Origin of the sequence: Nostoc sp. (genome assembly GCF_036919675.1) — a bacterium.
Lineage (GTDB): Bacteria > Cyanobacteriota > Cyanobacteriia > Cyanobacteriales > Nostocaceae > Nostoc.
The window spans coordinates 1-6,028 of sequence record NZ_JBALCP010000038.1 but is presented as its reverse complement, the minus strand read 5'-3'; the positions used below and the strand labels follow the sequence as shown (position 1 = coordinate 6,028).

Genomic DNA, 6,028 nt, shown 5'->3' with positions numbered 1-6,028 from the left:
ATTGCCCAAATTGCCCAAGGAAACACCTTCGCCATCGCGTTGGCGAAGCCTCTCCTCTGGAGAATCGCCTATCTCCCTTTTGATTTCCAAAGACTCCTGCAAAAACTCAATCGCCCGTTGGTATTGTCCCAGGGAGTTGTAAGCATTGCCTAATAAAATGAGAGCAGCCTGATAATTCCAGTTTTCTCTAGCGCCAATTTCTCCCCATTTACTTACCAATTGCCCATATAATTCTACTTGGTCTGCATAATAACCCCGCAAGGTTAAAAAATCATCGCAAATCCGAATACTATAAAAGGCAGAGTTATAATCTTGCAACTGATAAAAGTGATCAAAGATTTCTAAGTATTCTTTAACATCATCTTTTGTTTTCCAAGGCGGTTGTTTAGCAATTGAGCAATAATAATCTATGGCTTTTTGATGCGCCTCACTCTGATCGCCAGCCTGATACCGCACATACTCCAAAATCAGGGGCTGAAAATCAAATCGCCGCTTACCATTGAGTTTATCTACCAACAAAGAACGCTTAACCAGATTCCTCAATTCTTCCTCAATCTCTGGTGCTGAACTTCCCGGCAACATAGCCACTGCTGCTGCACTGTCAACCGCACCACGATAAACACTAATATTCAGTAATAACGCCTTTTGTAACTCATTCAACCGATTAAAACTGGCATCTAACACCAACACCATCCCTACATTTTTCCGGTGATGGATACCTACCACTTGGGGATCTGTCAACAATTGCCGCAAATTCCCTAAGCCTAAATCTGCTAACCTACTTAAGTCCGGGTCTTGTGAATATTCTGCCTTTAATAAGTCTGCTACCAATTTCAACAGTAGAGGATGCCCATCTACTAATTCCACAAACTGCGTTAAATCTCCCCGAATGCCTAATACAGTTAACAGTGCTACCCCTTCATCTACTTGCAAACCTTTCAGGGTTAGCCACTCAAAGCCTTTTAATTCTGGTCTTTCCCTGGTGGTGACTATTATCTTACTATTACCGCCATGTTCCACCCATGCTTGGAAAAAGTCGCCGTAAAATAGACTTCCCCACTGTCTATCTGGTTGTAATAAACTCTCCAGGTTGTCAATGATGAGTAAAAATTGCCCAGATTGCAGACACTTAACCAGCGCGTCCACTAATTGCGCTTCTTGTTCTGGAACCGGAAAGCCAAATTCACTGAGGACTTGGCGGGCTAAATCGCTAAAACCTGCCCCATAACTAACATCAGCCCAAAATCGCTTAGGGAAACCCTCAATTTTGTTATAAATTTTAGCTGCTAGCATCGATTTACCTGTGCCACCGATGCCTTCTATGCCAATTAGGAAAGTATTTTTATCAGTTAACCATTGCTGTATTTGGGCAATTTCTGTTTTACGTCCCTGCCAATAAGCCAAACTTTTGTTAGGGTTGCCTGCTTTAAGAACTCCTGGCGATTCTACTTTGGAGATTTGTTGCAATCGCTCTAGTACTGGTTCTATTCGGTCAACAATAATCTTGACTTCTGCTGCATTTATCTGTGCTATTTGAGTTACTTTACTGTCACCGTAGGCAGTGAGTTTCATTTCAATGTTGTTCGAGTTACTGGGGCTGGGTTCCTCTGCCATTGCTTACAGTAGGTAAAAATTTTGCTTGATATTGTGGCTGTGAACTCGGAAGTTCGTGCTCGGAACTCGGCCGTTCGTGTTCAGAACTCGACCGTTTGTGTTCAGAACTCGGCGGTTCGTGTTCAGAACTTGGCGGTTCGTGTTCGGAACTCGGCGGTTCGTGCTCAGAACTCGGCGGTTCGTGTTTGGAACTCGGAAGTTCGTGCTCAGAACTCGGCGGTTCGTGTTGGGAACTCGGAAGTTCGTGCTCAGAACTCGAAACATCAAAATTTTTAGGGTGGGCAGTACTCTATTCACCCTATTCAATTAAAAACTTACTTGATTTGCGTCAATCTTCCCAACTTGCTTCACCGTACTTTGGTCGTAAGCATTAGCACTGACCTGAATATTGTCACCGGATTGCTCAATTGATGCTTGCAAAATTTTAGCTATTTCTTCTGCAAGTGCTGTATCCGCTTCTAAAATCTTCTTCAATTGCACCCGCAAACTTGCTTGTAAATCTTGATCATCTGGCTTTTGCGCCACATCCGTTGCTGCTTCTTTCGCTGCTTCCTTAGCCTCTACTTTGGGATGTAACTTAGCCCAAATAGCTTTGGCTTTATTCCAAACATCCTCACCTACTTTCTGTGATGCCCCTTCTACGGCTTTATTACCCACATTCAACAGATATGGCAGACAGGGAGCGATAAATTTAACGAGTAGAGCTATATCCATTGGTTTATGATGTCTATCTCATAAATGTACATTTTTACTGAGTATATTAACGTTTTTTCCCCTATCACCTTGATTCTTTTACTTTGACGCGAAATTTAGCCCAATAATCTCAATGCTTGTAACAACTCTTTTATAAATGTTTTCATCTCAGACAACAGGGAAAAATAATCAGAAGCCGCCACGGAAGTTTCATTTTTCTCTGAAAAAAGCAAAACTTTTTCATGCAACAAGAAAAATTTACTCATTATATTGTTAAATTTTGTAAATTTGAAGTCTTCAAGACTAGAAACCTGATATCTAGATAGCTAAACTAACAAACAGTGCATCTGTACTGTTAATTATTAAAAGTAGGTGTGGCACTATAGCCTGAATGATCCCAGTACAACTTGTTCTCAAAAACTTTCTTAGTTACCGTGATGCAACTTTAGATTTTCGCGGTTTGCATACGGCTTGTATTTCGGGTTCCAATGGTGCGGGTAAATCTTCACTTCTGGAAGCAATCACTTGGGCAATTTGGGGTGAAAGCCGCGCCACTGCTGAAGATGATGTCATCTATTCTGGCGCAAAAGAAGTTCGGGTTGATTTTACTTTCCAAAGTAACCAGCAAAAATATCGGGTGATTCGTACCCGAATTCGAGGAGGTACTAGCGTCCTGGAATTTCAAATCGAAATACCATCTGGGTTTCGCTCACTTACTGGCAAAGGGGTAAGAGCAACCCAGGATTTGATTCTAGAACATATCAAGCTTGATTATGATACATTTATTAATTCTGCCTACTTACGTCAAGGTCGTGCAGATGAATTCATGCTCAAGCGCCCCACAGAACGCAAAGAAATTTTAGCGGAGTTGTTGAAACTCAATCAGTATGATGATTTGGAAGAACGGGCAAAGGAATCTTCTCGTCAGTTAAAAGCACGATCGCTAGAGTTAGAGCGTTCTTTGGAGTCGATAAAAATTCAGTTGCAACAACGCGAGACAACCGAAGCCCAAAGAGTCGAGTTAGAAGCCGAACTTAACCAACTGCAACAAATGCAAGCCTTTGATAATATTCAATTACAAAGTTTGCAAGTTGTCCAGCACCAGCGCCAAAATTGGGAACAACAACTCAGCTTTGTAAAGCAGCAATACCAAAATCTTACCCAAGATTGCGATCGCCTGCAACAAGAACAATCAGCTATTGGTTCTCAGCTATCAGATTTAGAAAAAATATTACACCAAGAAGCTGAGATTAAAGCTGGATACGCCCAATATCAAAGTCTCCAATCTCAAGAAGAAGCCTTTGCTGCCAAATTTGAAGAATACACCCGTACCCAACAGACTCGCCAACAAAAGCAACAACAGCTTATCAAACAAATTCACGAAATCGAACGGCAACTGCAACAAGCCCAAGCCCAAATCGAAGCTTTACAGCAACAAGAGCGAGATATTCAGCAAACTCTGACTAAATCAGGTGAAGTAGAAGCTGCTTTGGCACAACTAACCGCAGCCCGTCACCATGTTGCTCGCCTGGATCAATTGCAAATGCAAGTGACTCCTTTGTTGCAACAACGAGCAACTTTACAAAGCCAACTTGATCGCACTCATGCTGGTTTAGTAGCACGACTCGAACAACTCCAAACTACTGAGAACCAATTGCAACGCCAGCAACGCCGCCAACCGCAACTGCAACAAGCGGTGATGGATGTGGCAATTCAGATTGAGGAACTGGAGAAAAAGCGGGTTTATCTGCAACGAGTGCAGGAAAAAGGGCAAGAAAGGCGTCACTTTATCGAACGTCTGCAAGCTCACCAACGAGACTATGAAAAACTGCTGGCAGAATTGGAGCAAAAATTGCAAATGCTTCAAAATCCTGAAGCTCTTTGTCCATTGTGCGAACGTCCTTTAGATGAACATCATTGGAGCCGGGTGGTGGAAAAAACCCAGACTGAGTTAGAGGATACTCAAGGGCAGTTTTGGGTAGTCCGAGAACAAATGGCTGTGTCAGACAGAGAAATTCAGGTATTAAGGCAAGAATATCGGGAAATATCCCAACAATTAGCGATTTACGATGGTTTACGTGAACAGCGGGGACAGTTGGCAGCACAATTAGAAGCTACAACTGATGTCCAACAACAGTTACAACAAATTGCTGCCCAAAAGCAACATTTAGAGCGATCGCTCCAAGCTGGTGATTATGCTCCTGATAAACAAGCCGAACTCCGACAGCTAGACCAATATCTGCAACAAGTTAATTATAATGAACAAGACCACGCTCTCGCCCGGAGCGAAGTTGAGCGGTGGCGATGGGCAGAAATTAAACAAGGGCAGATTAAAGATGCTACTAAACGACAAGCGCAACTATTAGCCCGAAAACCAGAACTTCAGTCCCAAATTGCTCAATTACAAGCCAGAATCCAGCAGGATCAGACTGATTCTGAATGTGCTAAACAAATCGCGGCTCTTGAGCGTCACATTGCCGAAATTGGCTACAGTTCCGAGCAGCATAACAACTTGCGGATAGCTGTCCGCCAAGCTCAACCTTGGCATTTGCGCTATCAACAACTGCTATCAGCCCAGCAGCAGTATCCCCAACTCCAGACGAGATTGCAAGAGTTAGAGGAATCCAGAAGCGCCAGAGTAACGGAGCGGCAAAAACTCGGCGGACAAATTGAAAGCATTATCCAGCAACTACAAGCAACAGCTAACCCATCTGCCCAAATTCCAGCTCTAGAGCAGCAGCTAGCAATCCGCAGACGGCAACTTGATGAGCAAATAGCCAAGTTGGGGCGTTTGGAACAGTTGGCGCATCAATTGGAGACACTGCAAATTCAGTACGAACAACAGCAGCAGCAATTACAATCTTGCAAACAGGAATATCGTGTTTATCAGGAATTAGCGCAAGCTTTTGGTAAAAATGGCATCCAAACACTGATGATTGAGAATGTGTTACCGCAACTGGAAGCCGAAACAAATCAACTACTTTCGCGGCTGAGTGGTAATCAGTTTCATGTACAATTTATTACTCAAAAAGCTGGACGCAGTGCTAAATCAACAAAGAAAAATGCCAAGCTGATAGATACCTTAGATATCTTAATCGCCGATTCTAGAGGAACACGAGCTTATGAAACTTACTCTGGTGGAGAAGCCTTTAGAATTAACTTTGCCATCCGTTTAGCTTTGGCAAAATTATTAGCGCAACGGGCGGGGGCGGCGTTGCAATTGTTGATTGTGGATGAAGGTTTTGGTACACAGGATGCTGAAGGATGCGATCGCTTGATTGCAGCGATTAATGCGATCTCCTCCGATTTTGCCTGCATCCTTACTGTGACTCACATGCCCCACCTTAAAGAAGCTTTCCAAGCCAGGATTGAAGTGAATAAAACCCAGGAAGGTTCGCAGTTGAGTTTGTCAATTTAATTGTATTTTACCCGTGCATCAAGACCATAGGAGCGCAGCTTTTTCGATAGCGTTTCTGCTTGGGCGCGATCGCTAAATGCTCCAGCATTCACATAATCCCCTAAATGAGATTGATCTGGGAAAGCACTGGGTATATATTGTTGCACTTTACTCAGAGTATCATTACTAGAAATTGGTATTATTACTCTGTAAGGATTACTAGCAACTAAGGTGATTTCTAGGAAAGAATTTACCAATAGAGGTAGAATGTAGACTTAATGCAAAACAAACAGGAGCAAGCATTTGGATACGTTAGCCACAGCA

At 42.9% G+C, this 6,028-nt stretch carries 5 protein-coding genes; 1 reads left to right on the top strand and 4 read right to left on the bottom strand.

Annotation, left to right across the window (positions count from 1 at the left end; translation table 11 throughout):
• The 3 genes from V7K49_RS07945 to V7K49_RS07935 form a co-directional block, all read right to left on the bottom strand.
• The coding region (locus V7K49_RS07945) for an NB-ARC domain-containing protein (protein ID WP_335205133.1) at positions 1-1,614 on the bottom strand (1,614 nt) is incomplete at its 3' end.
• A gap of 306 nt (positions 1,615-1,920) precedes the next feature.
• Entirely contained in the window at positions 1,921-2,328 is a 408-nt protein-coding gene (locus V7K49_RS07940) for a hypothetical protein (RefSeq protein ID WP_335205132.1), read from the bottom strand.
• A gap of 95 nt (positions 2,329-2,423) precedes the next feature.
• Positions 2,424-2,573, bottom strand: a complete 150-nt coding sequence (locus V7K49_RS07935; RefSeq protein WP_335067706.1) for a hypothetical protein — start codon at positions 2,571-2,573, stop codon at positions 2,424-2,426.
• A gap of 125 nt (positions 2,574-2,698) precedes the next feature.
• Here V7K49_RS07935 and V7K49_RS07930 point away from each other — a divergent pair, with 125 nt between their 5' ends.
• On the top strand, positions 2,699-5,725 hold the full coding sequence (locus V7K49_RS07930; RefSeq protein WP_335205131.1) for an SMC family ATPase: 3,027 nt from the start codon (positions 2,699-2,701) through the stop codon (positions 5,723-5,725).
• On the opposite strand, the gene V7K49_RS07925 is transcribed toward V7K49_RS07930, so the two are convergent.
• Complete coding sequence (locus V7K49_RS07925; RefSeq protein WP_335205130.1) at positions 5,722-5,961, bottom strand: SPOR domain-containing protein; 240 nt, start codon at positions 5,959-5,961, stop codon at positions 5,722-5,724. The genes V7K49_RS07930 and V7K49_RS07925 overlap by 4 nt on opposite strands.
• Between the last annotated feature and the right edge of the window lie 67 nt (positions 5,962-6,028).

What these genes read in the sequence shown, in the direction of transcription:
- V7K49_RS07940 (WP_335205132.1), bottom strand. Translation starts at nt 2,328, where the DNA reads ATGGATATAGCTCTACTCGTTAAATTTATCGCTCCCTGTCTGCCATAT.
- V7K49_RS07935 (WP_335067706.1), bottom strand. Translation starts at nt 2,573, where the DNA reads ATGAGTAAATTTTTCTTGTTGCATGAAAAAGTTTTGCTTTTTTCAGAG.
- V7K49_RS07930 (WP_335205131.1), top strand. Translation starts at nt 2,699, where the DNA reads ATGATCCCAGTACAACTTGTTCTCAAAAACTTTCTTAGTTACCGTGAT.